23 protein-coding genes are annotated in these 26,207 nt (G+C 68.5%); 9 read left to right on the top strand and 14 right to left on the bottom strand.

What is annotated here, in order from left to right; genetic code table 11:
- The first annotated feature begins 24 nt into the window (after nt 1–24).
- From C5O27_RS20190 to C5O27_RS20200, 3 genes are read left to right on the top strand one after another with little or no spacing between them, the layout of a single operon-like run.
- The gene (locus C5O27_RS20190) at nt 25–786 is read left to right on the top strand and encodes a crotonase/enoyl-CoA hydratase family protein (protein ID WP_035750381.1); all 762 of its coding nucleotides are present in this window, start codon (nt 25–27) and stop codon (nt 784–786) included.
- Nucleotides 787–843: 57 nt separating this feature from the next.
- Nucleotides 844–1,746, top strand: a complete 903-nt coding sequence (locus C5O27_RS20195) for a LysR family transcriptional regulator (RefSeq protein ID WP_035750379.1) — start codon at nt 844–846, stop codon at nt 1,744–1,746.
- 6 nt (nt 1,747–1,752) lie between these two features.
- Nucleotides 1,753–2,661, top strand: a complete 909-nt coding sequence (locus C5O27_RS20200) for a LysR family transcriptional regulator (protein WP_035750377.1) — start codon at nt 1,753–1,755, stop codon at nt 2,659–2,661.
- Between the two features lie 90 nt (nt 2,662–2,751).
- On the opposite strand, the gene C5O27_RS20205 is transcribed toward C5O27_RS20200, so the two are convergent.
- Nucleotides 2,752–3,975 (bottom strand): acetyl-CoA C-acetyltransferase, encoded by a 1,224-nt coding sequence (locus C5O27_RS20205; protein ID WP_035750375.1) that lies wholly within the window; start codon nt 3,973–3,975, stop codon nt 2,752–2,754.
- A gap of 51 nt (nt 3,976–4,026) precedes the next feature.
- Nucleotides 4,027–4,785: a 3-oxoacyl-ACP reductase FabG gene (fabG, locus tag C5O27_RS20210; RefSeq protein WP_035750374.1), complete on the bottom strand. Its 759-nt coding sequence runs from the start codon at nt 4,783–4,785 to the stop codon at nt 4,027–4,029.
- Between the two features lie 179 nt (nt 4,786–4,964).
- On the opposite strand from fabG, the gene C5O27_RS20215 reads away from it, so the two are divergent.
- Complete coding sequence (locus C5O27_RS20215) at nt 4,965–6,164, top strand: acyl-CoA dehydrogenase family protein (RefSeq protein ID WP_127963500.1); 1,200 nt, start codon at nt 4,965–4,967, stop codon at nt 6,162–6,164.
- A gap of 159 nt (nt 6,165–6,323) precedes the next feature.
- Here the strand turns inward: C5O27_RS20215 and C5O27_RS20220 are convergent, their stop codons facing one another.
- The 4 genes from C5O27_RS20220 to C5O27_RS20235 form a co-directional block, all read right to left on the bottom strand.
- Nucleotides 6,324–7,985 carry a class I adenylate-forming enzyme family protein gene (locus C5O27_RS20220; RefSeq protein WP_035750370.1) on the bottom strand — a complete coding sequence of 554 codons (1,662 nt, stop codon included), beginning with the start codon at nt 7,983–7,985 and terminating at the stop codon, nt 6,324–6,326.
- Nucleotides 7,982–8,746 (bottom strand): SDR family NAD(P)-dependent oxidoreductase, encoded by a 765-nt coding sequence (locus C5O27_RS20225; RefSeq protein WP_006357877.1) that lies wholly within the window; start codon nt 8,744–8,746, stop codon nt 7,982–7,984. Before C5O27_RS20225 ends, C5O27_RS20220 begins: the two co-directional genes overlap by 4 nt.
- Before the next feature lie 49 nt (nt 8,747–8,795).
- A complete protein-coding gene (locus tag C5O27_RS20230; protein WP_006357876.1) occupies nt 8,796–9,929 on the bottom strand; it encodes a thiolase family protein in 1,134 nt (377 codons plus the stop codon).
- Nucleotides 9,930–10,095: 166 nt separating this feature from the next.
- On the bottom strand, nt 10,096–11,517 hold the full coding sequence (locus tag C5O27_RS20235) for an MFS transporter (RefSeq protein ID WP_006357875.1): 1,422 nt from the start codon (nt 11,515–11,517) through the stop codon (nt 10,096–10,098).
- A 392-nt stretch (nt 11,518–11,909) separates the two neighbouring features.
- Between C5O27_RS20235 and C5O27_RS20240 the strand changes: the two genes are divergently transcribed.
- On the top strand, nt 11,910–13,106 hold the full coding sequence (locus C5O27_RS20240; protein ID WP_035750367.1) for an acyl-CoA dehydrogenase family protein: 1,197 nt from the start codon (nt 11,910–11,912) through the stop codon (nt 13,104–13,106).
- Between the two features lie 38 nt (nt 13,107–13,144).
- Complete coding sequence (locus C5O27_RS20245; protein ID WP_127963501.1) at nt 13,145–14,302, top strand: acyl-CoA dehydrogenase family protein; 1,158 nt, start codon at nt 13,145–13,147, stop codon at nt 14,300–14,302.
- Nucleotides 14,303–14,349: 47 nt separating this feature from the next.
- Here C5O27_RS20245 and C5O27_RS20250 read toward each other — a convergent pair whose 3' ends face one another.
- Complete coding sequence (locus C5O27_RS20250; RefSeq protein ID WP_006357872.1) at nt 14,350–15,234, bottom strand: type IV toxin-antitoxin system AbiEi family antitoxin domain-containing protein; 885 nt, start codon at nt 15,232–15,234, stop codon at nt 14,350–14,352.
- Nucleotides 15,235–15,412: 178 nt separating this feature from the next.
- On the opposite strand from C5O27_RS20250, the gene C5O27_RS20255 reads away from it, so the two are divergent.
- Both C5O27_RS20255 and C5O27_RS20260 read left to right on the top strand, forming a co-directional pair.
- Complete coding sequence (locus C5O27_RS20255; RefSeq protein ID WP_035750869.1) at nt 15,413–16,297, top strand: SGNH/GDSL hydrolase family protein; 885 nt, start codon at nt 15,413–15,415, stop codon at nt 16,295–16,297.
- Between the two features lie 32 nt (nt 16,298–16,329).
- On the top strand, nt 16,330–18,135 hold the full coding sequence (locus tag C5O27_RS20260) for an ABC-F family ATP-binding cassette domain-containing protein (RefSeq protein WP_006357870.1): 1,806 nt from the start codon (nt 16,330–16,332) through the stop codon (nt 18,133–18,135).
- Between the two features lie 14 nt (nt 18,136–18,149).
- Here the strand turns inward: C5O27_RS20260 and C5O27_RS20265 are convergent, their stop codons facing one another.
- The 3 genes from C5O27_RS20265 to C5O27_RS20275 are packed head-to-tail and all read right to left on the bottom strand — an operon-like array spanning nt 18,150 to nt 21,029.
- Nucleotides 18,150–19,295, bottom strand: coding sequence for an alpha/beta fold hydrolase (locus C5O27_RS20265; protein ID WP_414538642.1), 1,146 nt, complete (start codon nt 19,293–19,295; stop codon nt 18,150–18,152).
- Between the two features lie 55 nt (nt 19,296–19,350).
- A complete protein-coding gene (locus tag C5O27_RS20270; protein WP_006357868.1) occupies nt 19,351–20,301 on the bottom strand; it encodes a 4-(cytidine 5'-diphospho)-2-C-methyl-D-erythritol kinase in 951 nt (316 codons plus the stop codon).
- A 59-nt stretch (nt 20,302–20,360) separates the two neighbouring features.
- Nucleotides 20,361–21,029, bottom strand: coding sequence for an HAD family hydrolase (locus C5O27_RS20275; RefSeq protein ID WP_035750868.1), 669 nt, complete (start codon nt 21,027–21,029; stop codon nt 20,361–20,363).
- A 114-nt stretch (nt 21,030–21,143) separates the two neighbouring features.
- Between C5O27_RS20275 and C5O27_RS20280 the strand changes: the two genes are divergently transcribed.
- Entirely contained in the window at nt 21,144–22,136 is a 993-nt protein-coding gene (locus tag C5O27_RS20280) for an LLM class F420-dependent oxidoreductase (protein ID WP_127963502.1), read from the top strand.
- Nucleotides 22,137–22,140: 4 nt separating this feature from the next.
- Here the strand turns inward: C5O27_RS20280 and rsmA are convergent, their stop codons facing one another.
- From rsmA to C5O27_RS20300, 4 genes are all read right to left on the bottom strand, one after another.
- On the bottom strand, nt 22,141–23,043 hold the full coding sequence (rsmA, locus tag C5O27_RS20285) for a 16S rRNA (adenine(1518)-N(6)/adenine(1519)-N(6))-dimethyltransferase RsmA (RefSeq protein WP_127963503.1): 903 nt from the start codon (nt 23,041–23,043) through the stop codon (nt 22,141–22,143).
- Nucleotides 23,007–24,155, bottom strand: a complete 1,149-nt coding sequence (locus tag C5O27_RS20290; protein WP_187346474.1) for a resuscitation-promoting factor — start codon at nt 24,153–24,155, stop codon at nt 23,007–23,009. Before C5O27_RS20290 ends, rsmA begins: the two co-directional genes overlap by 37 nt.
- A 153-nt stretch (nt 24,156–24,308) precedes the next feature.
- Nucleotides 24,309–25,235 (bottom strand): TatD family hydrolase, encoded by a 927-nt coding sequence (locus C5O27_RS20295; protein ID WP_035750356.1) that lies wholly within the window; start codon nt 25,233–25,235, stop codon nt 24,309–24,311.
- Between the two features lie 41 nt (nt 25,236–25,276).
- Nucleotides 25,277–26,116 (bottom strand): PhzF family phenazine biosynthesis protein, encoded by an 840-nt coding sequence (locus C5O27_RS20300; protein WP_035750354.1) that lies wholly within the window; start codon nt 26,114–26,116, stop codon nt 25,277–25,279.
- Between the last annotated feature and the right edge of the window lie 91 nt (nt 26,117–26,207).

Raw genomic sequence — 26,207 nt, forward strand, 5'->3', positions numbered from 1 at the left:
CCACCGATCAGAGGAGGATCCCCCATGAGCGCCGTGCTCACCGAGTTCGCCGACGGAGTCGCCGTCATCACGATCAACCGGCCCGAGGCGAAGAACGCCGTCAACCTCGAGGTGTCCGAGGGAATCGCGGCCGCCATCGACGAGCTCGAGTCGCGCGACGACCTCACCATCGGCATCCTCACCGGCGCCGGCGGCACGTTCTGCGCGGGAATGGACCTCAAGGCGTTCTCGCGCGGCGAGCAGGTCTCGCTGAAGGACCGCGGTTTCGGCGGTCTCACCGAGGCCCCGCCCAGTAAGCCGCTGATCGCGGCGGTCGAGGGCTGGGCCCTGGCCGGTGGCTGCGAGCTCGCACTGTCCGCCGACCTCGTCGTCGCCGCCGAGAACTCCAAGTTCGGCATCCCCGAGGTCAAGCGTGGTCTCGCCGCGGCCGCAGGCGGTCTACTGCGTCTGCCGAAGATCCTCCCCTACCAGGTCGCGATGGAACTGGCCCTGACCGGAGACCCGCTGTCCGCCGCGCGCGCCCACCAGTTCGGCCTGGTCAACAAGGTCACCGCGCCCGGCGAGGCCCTCGCCGGTGCTCGTGAGCTCGCCGCGAAGATCGCCGCCAACGGACCGCTCGCCGTCAAGGCCACCAAGCAGGTCACCTCGATGGCGATCAACTACACCGACAAGGACCTGATCAAGAAGCAGTGGGAGTACCTGACCCCGGTCTTCTCCTCCGAGGACGCCCAGGAGGGTGCCAAGGCATTCGCCGAGAAGCGCGCACCCCAGTGGAAGGGCCGCTGATCCAGACAGTGGAAGGGCCGCTGATCCGCGAAAAGGTCGGTAACTAGAGTGGCTGAGGTGGACCTGCACCTCGTGACCTACTTCGTCGCAGTCGTCGACCACGGAGGGATCACGAAGGCCGCCCAGTCGCTCTACATCTCGCAACCCTCCCTGTCGCAGGCCATCCGGACGCTCGAGAAGCGTCTCGGAGTCACGTTGTTCGACCGGACCGGACGCCGCCTCGAACTGACCGAGGCCGGCCGCAAGCTCGACGACGCGGCGCGGCGCATCCTCGCCGACGTCGAGCGCGCCAAACGGAAGGTCGACGCGGTCCGGGAGCTCCGGTCCGGGCGCGTCGACGTGGTGACGTACGCGGCGTTCAGCATCGATCCGCTCGTGAACGTCGTCCGACTCTTCCGGGAGCGCTTTCCCCGGCTCGCGGTCCGCGTCCTCGCGGCCGACGGTCCGGCCGGTGTCCTCTCCGCGTTGCGGTCCGGCGACGCGGAGATCGGGGTCATCGACTCCTCCGCCGAACACGCGACGTTCTCGGCCATCCCGATGACGGAGCAGGAGCTCGTGGTGGCGTCCCCCGACGCCCTGGTCGCGGGACTCCCGGACACCGTGCCGCGCAGCGCCATCCGGTCGGTCCCATTGGTGATCGATCACAGCGATCAGCACACCGCGGCCTTGCTCGCCGATCTCCTCGACGACGCCGCCGGCAATGTGGTCGTCGATTGCCCGTTGCCCGCGGCGGTCTGGAATCTCGTCGAACGCGGTACGGCCGCAACGGTTGTCCCGCGTACCGTGGGCGACACACAGCTCGCCGGTACCCGGCAGCTCCTACTCGATCCGCCGTTGACGCGACCCTGGGGACTCGTGCTGCGTTCGGGTCTCCCCTCGCCTGCGGCGCTCGCGTTCATCTCCGCGGCCCGGGCCCACTCCGGCCTGAGCCAGGAGCCGACCGAACTCCCGGACTGGTAGGCCACCATGGAATTACGCCAGGTCGAATACTTCCTCGCGGTCGTCGAGAACAAGGGCATCGGCGGCGCCGCCTCCGCGCTGGGTGTCGCGCAACCGACGGTCTCACAGGCGTTGCGGGCACTCGAACGCGAACTCGGCGTCCAGCTGTTCCACCGCATCGGTCGCGGCATGGTGTTGTCGGCGGCGGGCCGCACGATGGTCGGCCCGGCCCGCCAGATCATCCGCGACGTCGACGCCGTCGGCGATCTCCTCGCCGCCGAGGAGGACGAACTCACCGGACACCTCGATCTGCTCGCGTCCCCGGCCACGGCCGTCGGCCCGGTCGTCGACCTCGTCGCCCGCTTCCGTGCCACCTATCCGCGAGTGTCGGTGCGGCTCGGCGACCTGCGTGACGAGACGCGGGCCGCGTCCACCATCGAGGACGGGCACTGCGAGTTCGCCGTCGCCCACCTGCCGATCGCCGGCGACGCGCTCGAGGTCATCGAACTCGGCGAGCAGGAGTACGTACTCGTCTATCCCGAGGGATCCGAGGTCCCGGACGGACCGATCCCGCTGGGGAATCTCCCGTCACTCCCGATGGTGTTCGTACCGCGCGGCCAGTCGGTGGCCGACGAGCTCGAGGAGGCCATGCGGGTCGGAGGCGCCCGGCCACCGGTCGCCGTGCTCTCCGAACATCGCGAGGAACGGCTTCCCATGGTGCTGGCCGGGATCGGCGGCAGCCTGCTGGAACGTTCGATGGCCGAGTCTGCTGCGGACCGCGCCGTCATCCGCGAGACCGAACCCCGCTTCGTGCGGCCGTTCGCGATCGCCTTCGATCCCGCGTCCCTGTCGCCGGTGGGTCAGGCTTTCGTGGAACTCATTCGCGCGCAGGTGGATGAGAACGTAACGGCGCCCCCCACCCCGCCGGCCGAGTAGCGTCGCCCCAGCAGAGCAACGTGACGCCCCACCCCCGTCGGCCGAGTAGCGTCGACCGAGCGAAGCGAGGGCGCCGCGTATCGAGGTCCGTCAAGCAACCCGCTCGAAGACCGCGGCGAGACCCTGGCCGCCGCCGATGCACATCGTCTCGAGGCCGTAGCGACCCTCGCGGCGCTGCAGTTCGCGGGCCAGCGAGGCCAGCATGCGGCCGCCGGTCGCGCCGACCGGATGGCCGAGCGAGATGCCCGAGCCGTGGACGTTGGTGCGGTCGAAGTCGCCTCCGGAGCCGAAACGGCCGAAGCCCCATTCGCGAGTGACGGCGAGCGCCTGGGCGGCGAAGGCCTCGTTGAGTTCGATGAGGTCGATGTCGGCCAGGGTCAGACCGGCCTTGGCGAGTGCCTTCTCGGTGGCCGGCACGGGGCCGATGCCCATGGTGCGCGGCGGGACGCCGGCGAGACCCCACGAGACGAGCTTGACGAGCGGGCGCAGGCCCAGCTTCTCGGCGACCTCGGTGGTGGTGACGATGGCCATCGACGCGGCGTCGTTCTGGCCGCTGGCGTTGCCCGCGGTGACGGTGGCCTCGGGATCGGCCTTGCCCATGATCGGCTTGAGTTTGGCCAGCGACTCCAGCGAGACGTCCGGGCGGGGATGTTCGTCGGTGTCGATGATCGTCTCACCGTTACGTCCGGGAACGGTGACCGGGATGATCTCCTCGGCGAGCACGCCGTCCTTCTGGGCACGGACTGCCCGCGTGTGGGATTCGACGGCGAGCTCGTCCTGCTCTTCGCGCGAGATCTCGTACTCCTTGCGGAGGTTCTCGGCGGTCTCGATCATGCCGCCGGGCACCGGGTAGTGCCTGCCGCCGGCGGTCGAGCGGGCGCGGACGAGGCTGTCGTGCATGGCGATTCCGGTGCGCGCACCACCCCATCGCATGTCGACGGAGTAGAACGAGGCGTTGCTCATCGACTCTGCGCCACCGGCGACGACGAGATCGTTGTCGCCGGCGGACACCTGGTAGGCCGCCTGGATGACGGCCTGCAGACCCGAGCCGCAGCGACGGTCGATGTGCATGCCGCCCACCGTGATCGGCAGCCCGGCGTCGAGTGCGATGACGCGACCGAGGGCCGGCGCCTCACTGTTGCCGTTGCAGTGCCCGAGGATCACGTCCTCCACCTTCTCCGGGTCGATACCCGTACGCTCGATCAGACCCTTGAGCGCGGTGACGCCCAGGTCGACTGCCGTGAGGCTCTTGAACATCCCGCCGTAGCGGCCGATGGGGGTACGGACCGGTTCGCAGATGACGACGTCGCGCATGGGTGAGACCTTTCGCAGATCAGAGTGGAAGTATGTGCGTGAGAACAGGTCTCACATGAAGCGACCGCCGGTCACCTCGAGCACGGTGCCGGTCATGTACGAGGACATGTCCGAGGCGAGGAACAGCGCGACGCTGGCAACCTCGCCGACCTCGCCGGCGCGGTGCATGGGGATCTCCGACATCTTCTGGTCCCAGGCCTTCTGCGGCATCGCCTCGGTCATCGCCGAACGGATCAGGCCGGGCTGGATCGCGTTGACCCGCACGCCGTGGTGCGCCATCTCCTTGGCGGCAGCCTTGGTCATGCCGACGATGCCGGCCTTGGCGGCGGAGTAGTTGGTCTGGCCGACCATGCCGACCTTGCCCGACAGCGAGGAGATGTTGACGATCGCGCCGGACTTCTGCTCGCGCATGATCGCGGCGGCCTTGCGGGTGCCGTTCCAGGTGCCCTTGAGGTGGACCGAGATGACGAGGTCGAAGTCCTCTTCGGTCATGGTGCGCATGGTGGCGTCGCGGGTGATGCCGGCGTTGTTCACCAGCACATCCAGCGAACCGAAACCGTCGACGGCCTCGGCGAGCAGCGCGTCGACCTCGTCGCCGTCGACCACGTTGCACTTCACGGCGCGGGCGACGTCGCGGCCACCGAGCTTGTCGGCGGCGGCCTGCGCGGCGTCGAGGTTGAGATCACCCAGGACCACCTTGGCGCCCGCGTCCACAAAGGACCGGGCGATCTCGAAGCCGATGCCCTGGGCGCCACCGGTCACGACGGCGGTTCGTCCCTCGAGCAGCGGCTGGGCGGTGGTGGATGACATCTTCGGTCCTTCCGATGGGGTTCTGGTGCAGACACCAGCGGCGGCGTGAGGCGCCGGGTGATGCCAGTAATCTAACCCGCGAATCCGGCGTCGAACGCGTTCGTTTCATACGCAACGGCTATCGGAGCGATCCCGGTTTCGTATTGGACCCCTCACCGTGGACGCGCAAGAGTGGCACCATGACCGGAGTGACGCAACAACCGACCGCCACCTCTCAGGTGAGCGCGGAAGACTTCGCCGACATCCTGGCGGCGACTCGAGAATTCGTGCGTGAGGTCGTCGTGCCACGCGAACAGGAGATCCTCGACACCGACGCGATTCCCGAGGATATCCGCCAAACCGCCAAGGACATGGGCCTTTTCGGTTACGCGATCCCGCAGGAATGGGGCGGGCTCGGACTCGACCTGACCCAGGACGCCGAACTCGCCATGGAACTCGGCTACACCTCGCTCGCACTGCGCTCGATGTTCGGCACCAACAACGGCATCGCCGGCCAGGTGCTGGTGAACTTCGGCACCGACGAGCAGAAGGCCGCCTGGCTGGAGAGGATCGCCTCCGGTGAGGTCGTCGCCTCCTTCGCACTGACCGAACCGGGCGCCGGTTCGGACCCCGCGGGCCTCCGCACCAAGGCCGTTCGCGACGGCGACGACTGGGTCATCACCGGGGAGAAGCGCTTCATCACCAACGCGCCGCTGGCCGACCTCTTCGTCGTGTTCGCCCGCACCCGCCCGGCCGACGAGAACGGCACCGGCATCGCGGTGTTCCTCGTCCCGGCCGACTCCGCCGGACTCACCGTCGGCACCAAGGACCGCAAGATGGGCCAGGAGGGCGCCTGGACCGCCGACGTCCACTTCGACGGCGTGCGCGTCCCGAACGCCGCGCTCATCGGTGGCAGCGAGGACGTCGGGTACAAGGCCGCGATGATGTCCCTCGCCCGCGGTCGCGTGCACATCGCCGCCCTGTCGGTCGGAACCGCCCAGCGTGCGCTCGACGAGTCGATCGCCTGGGCCGCGACCGCCACCCAGGGCGGCAGCCCGATCGGGGAGTTCCAGCTGGTCCAGGCCATGCTGGCCGACCAGCAGACCGGCGTGATGGCCGGCCGGGCCCTGGTGCGCGACGCCGCCCGCGCCTGGGTCGACAACACCGACCGGCGCGTCGCACCGTCGGCCGCGAAGCTGTACTGCACCGAGATGGTGGGCAAGGTCGCCGACCTCGCCGTGCAGATCCACGGCGGCAGCGGCTACATGCGCGACGTCCCGGTCGAGCGCATCTACCGCGAGGTCCGCCTGCTGCGCCTCTACGAGGGCACCAGCGAGATCCAGCGCCTCATCATCGGACGCAACCTCTACAAGCAGGGCACCAAGAACGCCCAGCGCTGAGCGCAACGACAACAGCGGCCCATCCTCGCGAGAGGATGGGCCGCTGTTCGCGCGGGACCAATTCCTTCCCGCTGATCGGCCGGCACACGCGGGAAGGAAGCGAGCCCGCGGGAGGGAAACCCTCCCGCGGGCTCGTGGCTCAACCGACGAGGGCGTGGCTCAGGCGTGCGTCAGACGCTCCCGCAGGGCGACCTTCTGGACCTTGCCGGCCGCCGAGGTCGGCAGCTCCTCGACGACGACGACGTCGCGGATCTTCTTGTAGGGCAACACCTGTTCGGCGACGAACGCGGCGACCGCGTCCTCGTCGATGACGTGGCCGCCCTTGGGGACCAGGAACGCCACCGGTTCCTGGCCGACGGGTCCGGCCTCGCGTCCGACGACCGCGGCAGCCGCGACGTCGGGGTGGGTCACCAGGATCTCCTCGAGCTCACGCGGATACACGTTGTAGCCCTTGTAGATCAGCATGTCCTTGGCGCGGTCGCAGATGTAGATGTAGCCGTCGGCGTCGCGGAAGGCGATGTCGCCGGTGTCGAGCCAGCCGTCGACGAACTGTTCCGCGGTCTTCTCGGGATGACCGAGGTAGCCGTCGGTGACCTGTGGTCCGCGGACCCAGAGCTGTCCCCGCTCCCCGGTCGGCAGGACGACCGTCGGGTCGTGGGCGGCCCGGATCTCTACTTCGGTGTCGAAGGTCGGGAGTCCGACGCTGCCGAGCCGGTACTGGCCTTTCGCGGTGAGCGGCGCCGAGGAGACCAGGCACGTCGCCTCGGTGAGGCCGTAACCCTCGACGATCGCCGCCGCGGGAAACGCCTTCTCGAGCTGCTCGAGCGTCACCAGGTCGATCGGGGCGGCGCCCGAGGAGACCACCCGCACCGAGGTCAGATCGCGCGACTCGACGTCGGGGTGGACGGCCAGTGCATGCCACATCGCCGGGCTGCCGGTCACATACGACGCCCGGTGCTGCTCGATCAGCGCGAGCATCCGCCCGGGTTCGAATCGTCCGGCGAACACATGCGTTGCGCCGCACAGCAACAGGAACGTCATGTTGATCAGCGCGTGGGCGTGGAACAGCGGTGACACGACGACGGTCGCGGCATCACCCGGGACCACTCCGCGATCGGAGCCCGCACGCGGTGTCAATCGCAGCAGACCGTGGTCGCCGACCTCGATCGCGTGCCCGGCACGCCACCCGATCATCTGGGTGGCGTTGCCCAGAACGTTGCGATGAAGAACCCGAACGCCTTTCGAGACGCCGGTGGTCCCACCGGTGAACGCCAGATGCGCGACGTCCTCGGAGGTCACGGTGACGGCGGGAGCTTCAGCGTGCCCGGCGACGAACTCGTCGAGCGAGGTTACCCGCACGCCCTCGGCCCCCAGGCCCTCGACCGCCGCGGCCGAACCGTCGACGACCACCACGGTGGACAGCGGCGAGTCGGCGGCGGCCGACAGGAGCCGACCGGACTGTTCGAACTGCGTGAAGCCGGCCACCGCACCCGTTTCGACGATCTGACGATGCAAGCCGGGTACCGGCTGCAACGGGTTGACGAGGGTGACCGTGGCACCGGCGCGCAACGAACCGTAGTAGGAGACAACGAATTCGATGCTGTTGGTGAGGTAGATCAGCACCACGTCTCGTTCGGCGACACCCGCCGACCGGAGCGCCGACGCCACCGCCGCCGACCGCGCGTCGAGATCGGTGTACGTCAGCGTCGTCTCGCCGTCGACCACCGCCGCACGGTCGCCGTACAGCGCGGCCATGCTGGCGGGGACGACCGCCATGCTCGTGTCCGGGTAGTTGAGCGTCGTCGGCGTGCCGTCGCTCATCGCGGTGCCATGCGGATCGCGCCGTCGAGTCGGATGGTCTCGCCGTTGAGGTACGCGTTCTCCAGGATGTTGGCCGCGAGCTGGCCGAACTCCTCGGGGCGGCCGAGACGCGACGGGTTGGGGATGCTCGCCGCGAGGGATTCGCGCACGTCGTCACGCAAGCGGGCCAGCAGCGGGGTGTCCATGGTGCCGGGCGCGATGGTGTTGACGCGGATCAGCTTGCTGGCCAGGTCGCGGGCGGCCACGAGGGTCATGCCGACGATGCCGGCCTTCGAGGCCGAGTAGTTGATCTGGCCGATCTGGCCCTCGAACGCGGCGACCGAGGCGGTCATGACGATGGCGCCACGCTCGCCGTCGATGGGTTCGAGGCGCGCGATGCGCTCGGCACCCAGCGACAGAGCGTGGAACGAGCCGACGAGGTTGAGCTTGATGACGAACTCGAAGTCCTCCGCCGATCCGGCCTTGCCCTCCTTGTCTAGGATGCGCATACGACGCCCCGCGCCTGCGCAGTGCACGAGTCCACGCAGTCCACCGCGCTCGTCGGCGACATCGAGTGCGGCCGCGAACTGTTCGGCGTCGGTGATGTCGGCGGCGGCGAAGGACGCCGCCGAACCCAGACCGTCGGCGACGGACTGGCCGTCGGAGGACGGGAGGTCGATCAGGGTGACCAGGCCGCCGGCGTCGACGACGCGCTTGGCGGTGGCGAGGCCCAGACCGGAGGCGCCACCGGTGATCGCGACCGAGAGTCCCTTGAGTTCCATTGTGCTGTTGTGCCTTTCGAAGTGGGGTGACCCGGATCAGGGGTGTAGGTCAGAGGAGTTCGAGGATGGTGGTGTTGGCCATGCCGCCGGCCTCACACATCGACTGGAGGCCGTAGCGGATCCCGTTGTCGCGCATGTGGTGCACGAGGCGGGTCATCAGGATGGCACCCGAACCGCCGAGCGGGTGGCCGACGGCGATCGCGCCGCCGAGCGGGTTGAGTCGCTCGATGTCGGCGCCGGTCTCGGCCTGCCAGGCCAGCGGCACCGGCGCGAAGGCCTCATTGATCTCGAAGGCCCCGATGTCGTCGATCGACAGACCGGAACGCTTGAGCGCCTTGGCCGTCGACGGGATGGGGCCGGTCAGCATGATGACCGGGTCGTCGGCGGCGACGACCGCGGTGTGGATTCGGGCGATCGGCGTCAGGCCATGCGATTTCGCCGTCTCCGACGACATGATCAGCAGTGCACCCGAGCCGTCGGAGATCTGCGAGGAGTTGCCGGCGTGGATGACGCCGTCCTCGGCGAACGCGGGCTTGAGCTTGCCGAGCGACTCCAGGGTGCCGCCGCGGCGGATGCCCTCGTCACCTTCGAGCACACCGGGGATCGGGGCGAGCTGACCGTCGAATGCACCGCGGTCGACGGCGGCGGCCGCGAGTTCGTGTGAGCGCAGGGAGTACTCGTCGAGGCGGGTGCGGTCGAAACCCCACTTCGAGGCGATGGTCTCCGCGCCCAGGCCCTGGCTGAACTTGTCGATGCCGTAGCGGTCGAGGACGGTGGCCGGCTGGTGCTCGCCGTTGGGGGCCGAGCTGCCCATCGCGACCCGGCTCATCGACTCCACGCCACCGGCGATGACGACGTCCTGCTGGCCCGAGATGACCGCGGCGGCGGCCTGGCTGACGGCCTGCTGACTCGATCCGCACGCACGAGTGACGGTGGTGCCGGGGACCGATTCCGGCCATCCGGCCGCGAGGATCGCGGTACGCGCGATGTTGCCGGCCTGCTCCGACGACTGGCTGACGCAACCCCACACGACGTCGTCGACGATCGCGGGTTCGACCCCGGTCCGCTCGACGAGAGCCTCGAGGACGTGGGCGGACAGGTCGGCCGGGTGGATTCCGGACAGGGCTCCGCGGCGGCGTCCGATCGGGGCGCGGACGGCGTCGACGATCACTGCATCGCGCATGAGGTCTCCTAAGAATGTCGGGCAGTGGATGTGCATTGTGGGTGGAACCGAGGACGTCCGTGAGCGGAAGTCACCCGTCCTATCGAGCCGACCACGAACGGGTCTGGCGGACAAGTCGATTCCCACTCACGGACGATGAGGCGCTGCCTATGGGCGAGGTGCTTCCTCAGGCGGTCAGGACCGCATGCGGGCGCAGACGCTTGCGGTCGCGCACCGGGTTGGCGAAGACCAGCGTCAGCACGGCACAGACCGAGGCGACCAGTCCGAGCACCTGGAACGCGGTGGCATAGCCCTCGGCCGGGGTGGCCGCGGCGTCGACGATGACACCCGTGGCGTACGGCGCAACGAGGCCGCCGATGGCCATGATCGCCAGGAAGACACCGAGGGTGCCGGCGGTCTGGCGCGGCGGACAGATCTCCGCAACAGCTGCGTTGAACAGCGGGAACACCATGGCGGCGAACCCGTAGCCGACCGACAGGATCAGGACACAGATGATCGGGGTGCTGATCGACGGCAGCAGGAAAAGCATCACACCGGAGATCAGGACGCCCACCGACGGGACGACGATGCGGAGCACCCGCGGTGACGCGCCCTTGGTGATCATGCGGTCGCTGGTGACCGAGCTCAGCAGCATCAGGGCGAGGCCGACGATCGACGGGAACGCGAACATCGAACCGGACTGCAGCTGGCTGTATCCGAGGCCGTCCTCGAAGTACGACGGCAGCCAGGTCAGCACGACGGACACCAGTGCATAGACACTCATGACGAGCAGGGCTCCGGTGATGAAGGTCGGCGCGAGGAAGATCTTGATCCACGGGGTGGCCGGCTCGGCGTCGGCCGGGGAATCCTCACCCTTCTCACTGTCGTCGACCTTCTTGGTCTTGCCGCTCGCGATGTAGGGTCCAGGGCGCCAGACCGAGAGCCACACGACGGCCCAGACGACACCGGCGGCGGCCAGCGCGAACAGTGCCCAACGCCAGCCGAAGCTGACGGTGATCACGGTGAGCAGCGGCGCGATGGCGATCTTGGAGATCGACGCGGAACCGGCCAGGAGTGCACCGGGCAGCGCGCGGCGGGCGGGCGGGTGCCAGGCATAGGCGGCCGTGTGCAGCAACGCCGACGACGGCCCCTCGGCGAGGCCGAGGAACAGCCGGCTGATGAGGAGGACCGCAAAGCCCGCGACCGCGATCATCGGGAGCATCGCGGCGGCCCAGCACAGTCCGAGGAGGACCAGCGACCAGCGCAGCGTCATCCAGCGGTTGAGCAGGCCGGCGAAGAACCCGCCGATGGTGAAGGTGAGGAAGAACAGGCTGCCGACGAGGCCGATCTGCGAGGCGCTGAGGCCCAGTTCCTCACGCAGCGGCTTGGCGATGATGCCGAGCACGGCCTTGTCGGCATAGTTGATGACGTACAGGCTGACCAGCAAGGAGGTCAGGCTCCAGGCGGTGAGCCGGGATTCGCCGAGCGGGCCGACGCCGCCGCGCTGGGCGGCGAGCGTCTCGAAGTCGGAGGTGGTGGGAGCGTCGGCAGCGGCGGAGGCCGAGGGCTTCCTGCCGGGGCCGGATCCGGAGGCGGTCGTGACCGTCATAGGGGTGTACCTCTTCCAGGGGGAATGGAATCGGGGGTCTGGGGGACGATGCGAATCAAGTGTGGTGGATCACATCTGCACCCGATTGAACGGGGCGTGTTCCCGTCGCCGCAACAGGCGCTCGATGAAGGCTCCGACTGTCGCAGCCTATGTGTCAGGGGTCACAACGCCGTGAACAGGCCGCATTGGTCAGCCCTATCGGAGGGTTAGGCGCGAACACTGTCCGATCCGCTTCCGGAGACGGTCGTGGGTCATTGGCCCGCGCTATCGCACCCTTAGCGCATCGCGTCTACTTCCGCCGGACGCCGGACGGCATGCTTGGGTATGTTGCGTCCCACATCCGCCCGTCGGTGCGACCCGCACCGCCCACTCACGGGAGAGAACTCACCACCATGACCCGTCTCGCGCAGACCCTGGGCCTCACCGAGATCCAGACGGAGATCGTCGCCAACGTGCGATCTTTCGTCGACAAACAGATCATCCCGAATGCGCAGGAACTCGAGCATGCGGACGAGTACCCGCAGGCCATCGTCGACGGCATGAGCGAGATGGGCCTGTTCGGCCTGATGATCCCCGAGGAGTACGGCGGCATCGGCGAATCGCTGCTCACCTACGCACTGTGCGTCGAGGAACTGGCCCGCGGTTGGATGAGCGTCTCGGGCGTCATCAACACCCATTTCATCGTCGCGTACATGCTGCGCCAGCACGGAACCGACGAGCAGAAGCAGCGGTTCCTGCCGCGGATGGCCACCGGCGAGGTGCGCGGCGCGTTCTCCATGTCGGAACCCGAACTCGGCTCCGACGTCGCGGCGATCAAGACGACCGCCAAGCGCGACGGTGACGACAATTACGTGATCAACGGTCAGAAGATGTGGCTGACCAACGGCGGGTCGTCGACTCTGGTTGCGGCCCTTGTCCGTACCGAGGAGGGCGAGGAGCGCCCGCACAAGAACCTGACCACGTTCCTGGTGGAGAAGCCCGCCGGTTTCGGCGAGGTGGTCCCGGGCGTGACCATCCCCCGCAAGCTGGACAAGATGGGCTACAAGGGAATCGACACCACCGAACTCGTCTTCGACGGCTACCGCGCGCCGGCCACCGACATCCTCGGCGGCGTGCCCGGCAAGGGTTTCGCGCACATGATGGACGGGGTCGAGGTCGGCCGCGTGAACGTGTCCGCGCGGGCGTGCGGAATCGCCCAGCGCGCCTTTGAACTCGGCGTGAAGTACGCCCAGCAGCGCTCCACCTTCGGCAAGCCCATCGCCGAGCATCAGGCCATCGCCTTCTCGCTCGCCGAGATGGCGACCAAGGTCGAGGCCGCGCACCTGATGATGGTCAACGCTGCGCGGCTCAAAGACTCCGGCGAACGCAACGACGTCGCCGCCGGGATGGCCAAGTACCTGTGCAGCGAGTACTGCGCCGAGGTCACCCAGGCGTCGTTCCGCATCCACGGCGGCTACGGCTACTCCAAGGAGTTCGAGATCGAACGCCTGATGCGCGACGCCCCGTTCCTGCTCATCGGCGAGGGCACCAGCGAGATCCAGAAGCAGATCATCTCCAAGGGACTCCTGCGCGAGTACCGCGAGCAGTAATCAACCCCCCTCTTCCCCAACACCTTTAGGAACTGACCATGCAGCGTCGCATCTTCACCGAGGACCACGAGGCCTTCCGCAAGACGATCCGCGATTTCATCGCCAAGGAAGTCACGCCCGTCTACCACGACTGGGAGAAGCAGGGGCACTCCCCGCGCGAGTTCTACAACCGGCTCGGCGATCTCGGCGTCCTGGGCATCGAGGCCCCCGAGGAGTTCGGCGGCGGTGGCGTCAGCGACTTCACCTACTCACTGGTGATCGCCGAGGAGACCTCCGCGGCCGGCGTCACCTTCGGCAGCTATTCGGTGCACTCGAACCTGATCCTGCCCTACCTGATGGAGTACGGGACCCAGGAGCAGAAGGAGCGCTGGATCCCCGGATTCTGTTCCGGCGAACTCATGTTCGCGATCGCGATGACCGAGCCCGGCACCGGTTCGGACCTCGCGAACATCGCGACCACCGCGAAGCTGTCCGAGGACGGCTCGCACTACGTACTCGACGGCGCGAAGACCTTCATCACCGGCGGCGCCCTCGCCGACCGCATCCTCGTCGTCGCCCGCACCACGCCGTTCGATCCCGAGAACCGTCGTGCGGGGCTGTCGATCCTGGTGGTGGACACCAAGTCCGAGGGCTTCGCGGTGGGCCGCAAGATCGAGAAGATCGGGCTCAAGGCGTCCGACACCGCCGAGCTGTCCTTCGACTCGGTGAAGGTGCCGGTGGAGGATCTGCTCGGCGAGGAGGGAGCCGGCTTCACGTACCTGAGCCACAACCTCGCGCAGGAGCGTCTGACCATCGCGATCGGGGCATCGGCCACCGCCGCCGCGGCCGTCCAGCACGCCATCGCCTACACCAAGGAGCGCGACGTCTTCGGCAGGCCGGTCGCGGCGTTCCAGAACACCAAGTTCGTGCTCGCCGAGTGCTCGGCCGAGGTCGAGGCCATCCGCGCCATCGTCGACCGTGCACTCGAGCTGCACAACGAGGGCGAACTGACCGTCCCCGATGCCGCGCGCGCCAAGCTGTTCGCGACCGAGACCGCGGGCAAGGTCATCGACAAGTGCCTGCAGCTGCACGGTGGTTACGGTTACGTCCTCGAGTATCCGATCGCCCGCCTCTACGCCGACACCCGCGTCACGCGCATCTACGGCGGCACCAGCGAGGTCATGAAGACGATCATCGCGAAGGATCTGGGGCTCTAGGTTCCCGCTCTCGCCCAGAGTGCGGGATGAGTGCTGGATTCCAGCACTCATCCCGCACTTTGTGTTTGGCGTAGAGCGTATTCGACCTGCGCCGCAACGTACCCCGGCTTCTCCAGCAGGTCCGCCCAGGTGAAGTTGAGAACCGTCCACCCGGCGGTGATCAGGACGTTGCGTCGGGTGCGGTCGGATTGGAAGACCTCAGTGTCGCGGTGGTAGGCCATCCCGTCGATCTCGACGGCCACCTTCTCGGCAAGGAAGGCAAAGTCGATGACGTAGCCTGCGGCGGGATGATTGGCGACCCACCCGGTGATGCGGTGCTCCTCGAACACGTCGACGGCGAGTCGCTCCGCAGCAGATCGGGCACCCGACCCGACCAGGACGAGCATCTTTCCCATCTCGGCAGCGCCCTGGCACTTGCGTCGACGTTGATACACCGCGACCAACGCCTCGACCGTCACCTTCTCGCGCTGGAGTGCCCGATCGATCACGTCCATGCTGTCTTCGACAGCGCCCTCGAGGACGGACAGTGGAAGCGCCGTCACGCGAAGGCCCTTGTGAACGACGACGTCCGCGCCGCTCAGGGTTCGCCGGATGACCTTTCTGCCCTTCACTGCCGTGCCCTTCCAACTCTTGGGACCGGTGACCGTGACGACGGCGGGCCGCTTGGTCGCCACACCGTGCCACCAGGCCGCTGCCAGCCCGCTGAGTACCGCGTCCTGAGACACCGACAACGTCGCGACCCGGGTTCGGGAGCGGTTGGTGACCGGATGATCAGCCAGGCGGTAGAGCCCGTGCGCCTCACGAACCCACTCCCCGGACTTCACCCGACGCGCGATCGCGCCGTTGCTCAGGCCGTGCTCGTGAGCCTCGTCGACGGTGACCAAGCCGTCATGGGCGAGGGCGAGGGTGCGGAGCGCCGTCGGTATCACCATGCTTCGTTGGACGCATATGGGCCGTTGCTGGTTCCGAAGTAACGCCGTCCCCACATAATGCGAAATCAGTGCCGAGAGGCAGCACCGATGACGCACTCTGCGTACGGGCGTGATCTGCTTGCCTTAATATTCGCTGAGCGAAGCAGTGGGTCGGGACGTGGGAAAGTGCGGGAAACAGTTGGTGCGGGAGTCTAAGCGCGGGGTACGTCTACTGGCGGCGGTCTTGATCACCGCATTCGTGACAGCACTGGTGGCCGCAACGGCATCCCCCGCGCAGGCCGCGCCCACCCGCTTCACCGGCGGCCCGTACATCGCCATGGGCGACTCGCGCGCGTCGGGCGGGTTCTTCACACCGACGCCGGGCTACTTCGACGGCTGCAAACGGTCGGCGCTCAATTATCCGAAGTACGTGGCGGCGATGACGCTGCCGCGGCGCTTCGTCGACATCTCGTGTGCCGGGGCGCAGTCCGCGCATCTCTATCGCGCCGCGCAGCACACCCCGCGCGGGGCGAAGACGGCCCAGCTGAACCTGGTTCCCCGCGATGCGCAGCTCATCACCGTCAGCATCGGCGGCAACGACATGCAGTGGGCCGCGATCCTCTCGCAGTGCAAGATCCGCCAGCCGCTCACCGACCGACGCTGCCGGAACAATCCGCGCCTCGAGAACGAGGTCCGGTGGCGCGTGCAGCGCATGGAGGACCGCGTCACCCCGGCGCTGCGGGCGATCCGCAAGAAGGCACCCCGCGCACAGATCATCGTCGTCGGCCTCGGCGGGTTCATCGGCAACAGCGGTTGCTGGCCGCTGATCCCGCTCAGCGATCCCGACGCCCGGTGGATGCGGCAGGTGTTCCACCGCGCCAACGACGCCCTGCTGCGCGCGACGACCAAGGTCGAGGGCCGTTTCGTCGACGCCAATCGCGGGTCGCTCGGGCACGATCCGTGCAATCTGATCACGCCCTGGTACGAGAGCGCGCTGTCGAACCGGATCGCGATGCCCTATCACGTCAACCAGGCGGGAGCATTCGCGATCGCCATGATGATCAACGGCGCGATCCGCCGGTAGCTCGCACATGACCGGTCACTAACCTGGTCGGCGTGGCTCATCTTCTCGGCGCGGAAACCCTAGGTCTGGAATACCCGACGACCAAGGTCTTCGACTCGGTGTCCCTCGGCGTCAACGAGGGCGACCGGATCGGCATCGTCGGGCGCAACGGCGACGGCAAGTCGAGCCTGCTGGCGATGCTCGCGGGCCGCAAGCAACCCGACTCCGGCCGCGTCACGGTGCGCGGCGGGGTGCGCGTCGGCGTCCTGGACCAGGTCGACCGCTTCGACGACGACGAGACCGTCGGACACGCCGTCGTCGGCGACCGTCCCGAACACGAATGGGCAGGCGACGCGAAGGTCCGCGACGTGATCGGTGGACTGCTCGGCGACGTCGACTGGAATGCCACGACGGGTTCCCTGTCCGGCGGTCAGCGCCGCCGCGTGTCGCTCGCCCGGCTCCTGGCCGGCGAACACGACGTCCTCGCGCTCGACGAGCCGACCAACCACCTCGACGTCGAGGCCATCACGTGGCTCGCCGACCACCTCAAGCGCCGCTGGCCCGCCAACGCCGGCGGACTGCTGGTCGTCACCCACGACCGCTGGTTCCTCGACGAGGTCTGCACGGTCACCTGGGAGGTGCACGACCGGATCGTCGAACCGTTCGAAGGCGGATACGCCGCCTACATCCTCCAGCGTGTGGAACGTGACCGGCAGGCCGCGACCATCGAGGCGCGGCGGCAGAACCTGGCACGGAAAGAACTCGCGTGGCTGCGCCGCGGCGCACCGGCCCGCACCTCCAAGCCGAAGTTCCGCATCGACGCGGCCAACGCCCTCATCGCCGACGTCCCGCCCGTCCGCGACAAGGTCGCCCTCCAGTCGCTGGCCACCGCACGCCTCGGCAAGGATGTCGTCGACCTCCTCGACGTGTCGGTCTCCTACGGCGACCGCGACGTCCTCGACGGAGTCGAATGGCGCCTCGCCCCGGGTGAACGGACCGGCATCCTCGGGGTGAACGGTGCAGGAAAGTCGACGCTGCTCGGGCTCATCGCGGGCACGGTCGAAGCGACCGGCGGAAAGGTCAAGCGCGGCAAGACCGTCAAGGTCGCCACCCTCACCCAGCGCCTCGACGACCTCGACCGCTTCCTCGACGACCCGGTCCGGAAGGTGATCGCCGACCTCCAGACCACCTACACCTTCGGCTCCGGCTCGAAGGCGCAGGAGCTCTCCCCCTCGCAGCTGCTCGAACGCCTCGGCTTCGACAGTGCCCAGCTGTCCACCCCGGTCAAGGACCTGTCCGGTGGTCAGAAGCGTCGTCTGCAGTTGCTGCTCATCCTGCTCGATGCCCCGAACGTGCTGATCCTCGACGAGCCGACCAACGACCTCGACACCGACATGTTGGCCGCCCTCGAGGATCTCCTGGACTCCTGGCCCGGCACCCTCATCGTCGTGTCGCACGACCGGTACTTCCTCGAGCGTGTCACCGATCAGCAGTTCGCCGTGATGCACGGCAAGCTGCGCCATCTCCCCGGCGGTGTCGACGAGTTCCTGAAACTCCGTGCAGCACAGCAGAAGGAATCTGCGTCCGCGACGCCGTCGGGCTCAAGCGGCTCGTCGAGCGAATCCACCTCTGCACTCAGCGGCGCGGAACTGCGGGCAGCGAACAAGGAGCTGGCGGCACTGGAGCGCCGGATCGACAAGCTGCACAGCAAGATCGACGAGGCCCGCACCGCTCTCGCCGACCACGACCAGTCCGACTATCAGGGTCTGGCCGCCGAGACCGAACGCATCCGGGAGATGGAGTCCGAACTCGCCGAGATCGAGGAACGCTGGATGGAGCTCGGCGAAGCCCTCGAGTGATCAGCCGAACCCGCCTAACGACCGAAGGCCTCTCGGACGGCCGCCATGACATCGGGCAGTGACCCGTCGACGACGCTGCTGTGGTCGGCGCGGGCATAGGTCTTCAGGTCGACGCTCGTGCCGTTGCGCTCCATCGCCGACCGCAGCGAACGGCTCAGCGGATACGGCAGGACCGGGTCGAGGATGCCGTGGGCGATGGTGACCTTGGCCGGGTAGCCGGCGGTCGGGACCTCGGCATAGGCACGCAGCGCGTCACGGAACCTCTGATCCTCGGTGAACGACGACGCGACAAGCGATCCCGGCGACACCGACCGCAGCGCGGCGACGACGTCACCGTTGCAGCGGGCGCGGGACCGGTCCAGGAACCGTTTGCCGCTGTCGGTGAGAAAGTCTTCGATCTTCAATTCCGGCTGCGAATGGTCGAGGCCCGCAAGGGTGTAGAGGAACGGCGCGCTCAGGACGTTGAGGGCACCGAGTCCTGGAATCCGGGGTCCGAAGAGACCGAACAGGTTCTCCAGAGACGACACCGGGGCGATCGCGACCGCACCCTTGACCGGGAGCTCCGGGGCATACGCCGGTTGACGGTGCGCCGCATGCAGAGCCGCGTGGCCACCCTGGGAATGTCCGACCGACACCCAGGAATCGCCGAGCGCGGCGTCGACCGACCGTGCAGCGCGGATCATGTCGATGACCGAGTACGCCGCGGCGGCACCGCCGAGATAGTCGGTCTCCCCGGCCGATCCGAGTCCGGCATAGTCGGTGGCGGTCACCGCGTAACCGGCGTCGAGCGCGGCCCGCACGGGTGCTTCGACCCCGTCCCCCAGCCGGTGCTTCGTGGGCGCACAATCGTCGGCGATACCGACGGTGCCGTGTGCCCAGGAGACCACCGGCCATCCCCCGGCCGGCGGTGTGCCGCGCGGGACCCAGAAGACACCGGTCGCCATCGCCGGACGTCCACGCTGATCCCGCGTCGCATAGGTCAGACGGGTGCCGGCAGCCGCTGCCGACGGGAGCTGATCGTCGGAGACGTCGGTGGTGGCGAAGACGAATCCGTTGTCGGGGGCCGCGGCCGACGACAGCGGCGTCGATACGAACGACCCGAGGCCGACGAGCACGGCGACGAAAAACGTCAACACGGCGGTCAGGAGTCTGCGGAGCACCCGCACTACTGTAGTGACTCGCCCGAGAAGACGAGGTCAGGGAGTTGTGCCGGTCTCAGTCCGTGCCGAGGACGCGGGTTCCCGGTGCGGGACCACTCGCGGTGCGGACCGCGCGCGCGACGCCCGCTCCCGACAGCTCGGCGGCGACGTTCACCGCGGATTGCTCGTCCGCACACAGGAACGCACACGTCGGGCCCGATCCCGACACGATCCCGTTGAGGGCACCCGCGTCCACCCCGGCACGCAGCGTGCGACGCAGCGTCGGCTGCAGACTCAGCGCGGCCGGTTGGAGGTCGTTGTGCAGCAACGGTGCCACCGCGCGGGGATCACCGGAGGCGAGCGCCTGCATCAGGTCGTCGGGGGAACGCAGGAAGTCGCCCTCCTCGTCGACGTCACCAGACCTGGTGTCGCGCAACCGGTCCAGCTCCTTGTACACCGCGGGCGTCGACAAACCCTCGCGCGCGAGGGCGAGCACCCAGTGGAACTCGCCGCGGGAGAGCACCTGCATCAGCTGCTCACCGCGGCCGGTGCCCAGCGCCGTGTTGCCGTGGAGGGCGAACGGGACGTCGCTCCCGAGACCGGCTGCGATCTCGGCGAGTTCGTCACGCGAGATGTCGAGCTTCCACAGATGCGCGAGCGCCACGAGAGCCCCGGCCGCATCCGCGCTGCCGCCCGCCATGCCCCCGGCGACCGGGATCGTCTTCTCGATCCCGATCGCGACGTACCCCGCACGGTCCGCCCACCCGGCCAGGGCCTGAGCCGCACGGGCCGCGAGGTTGGAGGCGTCGGCGGGCACCGAACCGGCGCCCTCACCACGAACTGTCACGGACAGCTCGTTGGCACGCGCGACCCGGATGTCGTCGTGCAACGAGAGCGCTTGGAACACGGTGACCAGATCGTGGTACCCGTCATCCCGGCGCGGGCCCACACCCAGGTGGAGGTTCACCTTCGACGGGGCGCGCGCGGTGACCGAGTCGGTAACCACCGACAGCGACGTTCGCGACACAGTGAGTCAGACTAGTCGGGCCGATACGGATACGCGCTCAGGGCTGCTCCGCGGCGATCTCAGGGCCGCCATCCGCGGCGCGCGAGTTCACCGACGTGGTCGACGACCAGGACGGCCCCGGCATCGCGGAGCTCGGCCTCGGCGAATCCCCCGGACCGGACCGCGACACACTCGGCGGGGAGCCGATGTGCGGAGGCGACATCCCACACCGTGTCCCCAACCACGATCGCCCGGCCGCCGCCGGCCTCCGTCAGCGCCACTTCGAGAATGTCGGGTGCGGGTTTCGAATCGTCCGCATCGTCCGACGAGGTGACCGCCGCCAGGTCGTCCCGCTCGAAGCCCATCACTTCCAGTGCGGCATCGGTGAATTCGGCCTTCCCCGACGATGCCAGCGCCACCCGATAACCGGCATCGAGCAGGCCCCGGACGAAGTCGACGGCACCGGGCAACGGTCGGACGTCGGGTACCAGCTTCCGATAGTGGCGCTCCCAGTCGTCGCGCAGCGTGTCGCCCAGCGACTCCTCGACCTCGTCGCCGCAGATCTCGCCGACGAGGCGGTCGCCACCCATTCCGATGGCGCGGTGGACCTCCCACCACTGCGGGGTGAGATCGTGCGCGGTGAAGGCCTGCATCCAGGCGAGCGCGTGGAGATACGTCGAGTCGATCAGTGTCCCGTCGACGTCGAGCAACACGGTGTCAACAGAACCGCTCTCGTTGGCCTGGGTCATCTGCACCTGCTTTCCGGGTCGGAGCACTGCGAGCCGTCCGTTTACCCGAACGGCTCGCCGGCTACACCGGAGCGACTGATCTCCGCCCACGAGCGACGCGCAGAGGAGTTGAAGATGACAACCCGATTCGGGTACACCCTGATGACCGAGCAGGCCGGCCCCAAGGACCTCGTCCGCTATGCCATCGGAGCCGAGGGCGCCGGCTTCGACTTCGAGGTGTCCAGCGATCACTACTTCCCGTGGTTGTCCTCGCAGGGGCACGCCCCGTACGCGTGGTCGGTCCTGGGGGCGGTGGCCCACGCGACCGAACGCGTCGAGCTGATGACCTACGTCACCTGTCCGACGATCCGCTACCACCCGGCCGTCGTCGCGCAGAAGGCCGCGACCCTGCAGATCCTCGCCGACGGCCGCTTCACTCTCGGGCTGGGCTCGGGTGAGAACCTCAACGAGCACGTCGTCGGCGCGGGCTGGCCCGCGGTCACCGACCGCCAGGACATGCTGGCCGAGGCCATCGAGATCATCCGCAAACTGCACACCGGCGACCTCGTCGATTTCCGCGGCGAGTTCTTCCAGGTCGACGCCGCGCGCATCTGGGATCTCCCCGATCAGCCGGTGCCGATCGGCGTCGCCGTGGCCGGCGACTCCGGGATCGAGACCTTCGGACCGCTGGCCGATCATCTGATCGCGGTCGAGCCGAACGCCGACCTCATCTCCGCATGGAACGCGCAGGCGGCCACGGGGACGGTCGACGGCACGGGCACCCGCGCCATCGGGCAGATCCCGATCAGCTGGGGCCCGGACCGCGATGCCGCCGTCGAACGGGCCCACGACCAGTTCCGCTGGTTCGCCGGCGGCTGGGACGTCAACGCCGACCTCCGCACCACCGCGGGCTTCGCCGCCGCGACCCAGTACGTCACCCCCGACGACATCGCGGCCAACATCCCGTGCGGCCCCGACCTCGATCAGATCGTCGACGCCGTGAAGCCGTTCCGGGAGGCGGGATTCACCGACATCGCACTGGTGCAGATCGGCGGCGAGACGCAGGACGACTTTCTGCGAAACGCGGCCCCGGAACTGCTGGAGAAGCTGCGCGCGGCGTCGAACTGAGAACTCAGACGGTCCGGGCCAGGCGCACGAAGTCGTCGACGTCGAGTTTCTCGCCGCGGATACCGGGATCGATGTCGGCGGCGCGCAACCGGCGCTCGGCCTCCGCCGGGGAGCCCGCCCAGCCGGCCAGTGCCGACCGCATCGTCTTGCGGCGCTGGGCGAACGCGGCGTCGATCACGGCGAACACCGTCCGCCGGAACACCGGGTCGATCGGATAGTCGTCGGTGCGCTCGATGCGCACGAGACCGGACTCGACCTTGGGTTCGGGCCAGAACACGTTGCGCCCCACCGCACCTGCGCGACTCACGCGGCCGTGGTACCGGGCCTTCACGCTCGGCACGCCGTAGGTGCGGCTGCCGGGCGGGGCGGCGAGCCGGTCGGCCACCTCCGCCTGGACCATCACCAGGGCGGTCGTGATCTCGGGGAACAGTCCGAGCAGGTGCAGCAGGACCGGGACCGACACGTTGTACGGGAGGTTGGCGACGAGGGCGGTCGGCACGACGGGCAGGTCGTCGCGGGTGACCTGCAGGGCGTCGGCGAGCACGACGTCGAAGTTGCCGCTCCGCGCCGGTGCGTATTCGGCAACGGTCTGCGGAATCCGTTGCGCCAGAATCGGATCGATCTCGATGGCGACGACCCGGCCGGCGGTGCCGAGAAGGGCGAGGGTCAGCGACCCGAGTCCGGGGCCGACCTCGAGGACGACGTCGTCAGAGCCGACGCCGGAGGCCGTGACGATCCGGCGAACGGTGTTCGCGTCGTGGACGAAGTTCTGACCGAGTGTCTTGGTCGGCCGTACACCGACTTCGGCGGCGAGATCGCGGATCTGCGCGGGTCCGAGCAGTCGCGGTGCGTCGCCTGGCGTGTCGTCGTTCAGCGCAGGCCCAACTTGGACGTGCACGACGGCCATGCGCCCCAGCCCTGCGCGGCCTGGGTCTTCTTGGCGATCGCGATCTGCTCTTCGCGGGTGGCGAGGTCGGCGCGCGGTGCGTACTCGAGACCGCCCCAGCGCTCCCAGGTGTTCTGGTCGAACTGGACGCCGCCGTAGAACCCGTTGCCGGTGTTGATGGCCCAGTTCCCGGTGGCCTCGCACTGCGCGAGGGCGTCCCAGACGGAGCCCGGCGGGACGAACGGCGCTCCCGGCTTGGTGCCGATGCGGACGGTGGCGGCGACGGGCTCGCTGAGCACCTCGCTCGTCAACTTGTCGCGCTTCACGACTCGTCCGTTCACCTTGGTGACCTTATACGTCACCCGCGCCTCACCGGGGGTGCCCTTCTTCTCGACGACCTTGCGGTCGCGGACGAGGGTGGGATCTTCCTTCTTGACCTCCGGCGGGGCGACCGGCTCGGTGACGGTGACGTCCTCGGTCTTGATGCGCGTGACGATGATCTTCAGGTCCGGGGTGACCTCGGTGTCGGCGGCCGGGACGACCTTGTCCTCGGCGCCGAGCGGCGTACCGAGTGCCTCCAGGAGGTCCTTGACGGTGTGGGCGGCGACCACCGGGCGCTTCTTGGCCGGACCGTCGACCAGTTGCACCGGCTTGGGGAGCGCGACGTCGATCTTGCCGCCGTCGACGGGCAGTTCCTCGGTGCCGAAGTCGGCTTCCTCGGCGGCGTGCTCCAGGCCCCGCTCCTCGAGCAGCTGGTCCACGGTGGACGCGTTGGTGATGATGGTCTCGCGCTTGCCCTCGATGTCGAGGGTGAGCTTCTTCAGACGGTTGACCTTGATGGTCTGGCCCTCGCCGAAACCGGAGTCGAGCGACGGGTTGACCTTGTCACCGTCGGCCGGGGCGAGACCCTCGGACTCGAGCAGGCTCTCCACCGACATCGCCATCGTGGAGACCTGACGAGTCTGCCCGTCGACGTCGATGGTGACGGTCTTGTGCATCGCGACGCCCATGACACCACCGGCGGCGACGGTCGCGCAGACGGCTCCCACCGCCAGGCGGGCACGCAGGGAATCGGTCCCGTTGATCTTGGAGAAGACCGACGTGGGCGAGACTGAGGGAGGCAGAGAAGGCAAGGCACAACAATCTGGTCGGGAACAAGGCGCCGCCGCGACCGGAAGACCATCCGAGCTGTTCGGGATGCGTGAGCATCGCAAGCGTGAACCGCTGAGAGCCGGATGTATCGCTCTGGCCGAGCGGGATCACAGTACGATAACGAACCGGCCAGATTATGGCAATGGGATGTTGTAGGCGCGTCGCGCATTGATGCCTAACAGACGGGCCATCTCCTCTTCGGGCACCCCTCTGACCTCGGCGATCGCCCGCGCCGTGTAGGGCAGGCAGTACGACTGATTCGGCTGGCCACGGTAGGGATGCGGCGTCAGGAACGGCGCGTCGGTCTCTACCAGGATCTGTTCGTCGGGCACCAATTCGGCCGCGACGCGCAGTTCGTCGGCATTGGCGAAGCTCACAGTCCCGGCAAAGCTCAGGATGTACCCGCGGTCGACGCATTCTCGGGCAACGTTCCGGTCACCGGAGAAGCAATGCATGATCACGGTCTCGGGGGCACCTTCGGCGGCCAGGATGTCCAGCAGATCCCGGTCGGCCTCCCGGTTGTGGATCATCAGCGGCTTGCCGACCCGCTTCGCGAGATCGATGTGCCACCGGAACGTCTCGTGCTGGACCTCCGGCGACGCGCAGTCGTCGGACTTACCCGGCCAGTAGTAGTCCAGTCCCGTCTCACCCACCGCGACGACCCGCGGATGACGGACCATCTGCTCGAGTTCGGCGGCGGTCTCGCCGTTCAGGTCGCCCGCATGCATCGGATGCAGTGCGACGGCCGCATAGACCCGGTCGTCCCACTCCGCCGCGGCGACCGCCCAGCGGGCGTCGACCATGTCGTCGGCAACAGTCACCATCTGGTCGACGCCGACCGCCTGCGCGTGGTCGAGGATGGCGCGGACCGACTGGGCATCCCGCCCGCCGCACGCCGCGAGGTGGGTGTGGGCGTCGACGAGGCCCGGCAACGGCGTCGGATCCGGCGGCGGCTCGCGCCGGCGGCGCTTCTTGGCCGCCTTGTTGCTCAGGGTCTCGGCAGGAGCGTCGGCGGTGGCTCCGGTCGGGGGTCCGGCTGCGGCGTCGCTGGCGTCGCTCATGGCAATCACCTTGGCACAGACCGCGGACGTCTCGTGCCGGACTACAGCGCGACTGTGCCCTCGATCACGGTCGCGGTGTCGCCACCGACCCAGATGTTCTCCCCGTCGTCGTGGACGTGGACGCGACCGGCGCGACCGATTGCCGCACCCTGGGCGGCGACATAACTCTCCGGCGCCTGCCCGGTTGATCGGAGCCAGGTCGCGATCCCCGCGTTGAGGCTGCCGGTGACCGGGTCCTCGGGAACGCCGATGCCCGGGACGAAGGCGCGGACCTCGGCGAAGACGTCGCCCGACGAGTAGAGACCGAGCAGGCCGACCTCGTGGTGGCCGAGGGCGGGGATGTCGGGGCGGACCTCGAGCACCCGCTCCCCCGATCCCAGCTGGATCACCATCCACTCGGGACCGTTGTCGACCCATTCCGCCGCGAGCACCTCCCCGGGATCGACACCGAGCGCCGCCACGACCTCGTCGACGGTGTCGGAATCGACCGGCCCCGACCGGCGCAGCGGCGGCGCCGCGAAGGCCAGCCGTGGGCCCGATCGGCGGATACGGACGAGTCCGACGCCGCATTCCTGCACGATGTCCTCACCCTTCGGCCGTCCACCCGAGGTCAGCCACGCATGCGCGGACCCCAGCGTCGGGTGGCCGGCGAACGGCAGCTCCCCGCCCGGCGTGAAGATCCGCAGTTTGTAGTCGGCGGCCGGATCGGTCGGCGGCAGCACGAAGGTGGTCTCCGAGAGGTTGGTCCAACGCGCGAAGGCCGCCATCCGGTCCTCCGCGATGGGAGCACCGGGACCACCGCCATCGACGACCACCGCCACGGGATTGCCCTCGGTGCCGGTGGACGAGAACACATCGACCTGAGCGAAACGACGAGTCATGTCGCCATCGTCTCATCGGGGTTCACGCACCGGCCACGGGATTTCCGGCGAAGTGGACCGGCCAGTAGGGTCCCGCGCCGGTTAAGGTCGA

Source organism: Gordonia alkanivorans, assembly GCF_004011905.1.
GTDB classification, from domain to species: Bacteria; Actinomycetota; Actinomycetes; order Mycobacteriales; family Mycobacteriaceae; genus Gordonia; species Gordonia alkanivorans.